The 300-nt window shown below is 33.0% G+C and carries 1 pseudogene; it reads right to left on the reverse strand.

From position 1 onward, the window contains the following. A pseudogene (locus Q5762_RS37790) lies at positions 1–300 on the reverse strand (hypothetical protein); the annotation flags it as partial.

The raw sequence follows: 300 nt of genomic DNA on the forward strand, positions 1-300 counted from the left end.
GTCATTATTTGAATCGATAGCGACAAATTGATACACATTGTTATCGGTATTGTCATTACAGCGATAACGATCATTTAACTCATTTACTAATTGTGCAATCGCTGACTTTTTACCAAACCCATTATTCTCCATTTCTAGCAGGCCAACAATATCAGCATTCATTCGATATAGTGCTTCAATGATTTTAGCTTGTTGTAATTCAAACTCCTCAATATCTGAAGCACCTCGATTACTACCATAATTATTAGGATCACCTGAAAAAGGAGAATTAAAATAATTTAAGACATTTTTAGAGCCTAC

It is taken from the genome of Streptomyces sp. P9(2023), assembly GCF_032436795.1.
In the GTDB taxonomy this organism is placed as follows: domain Bacteria; phylum Actinomycetota; class Actinomycetes; order Streptomycetales; family Streptomycetaceae; genus Streptomyces.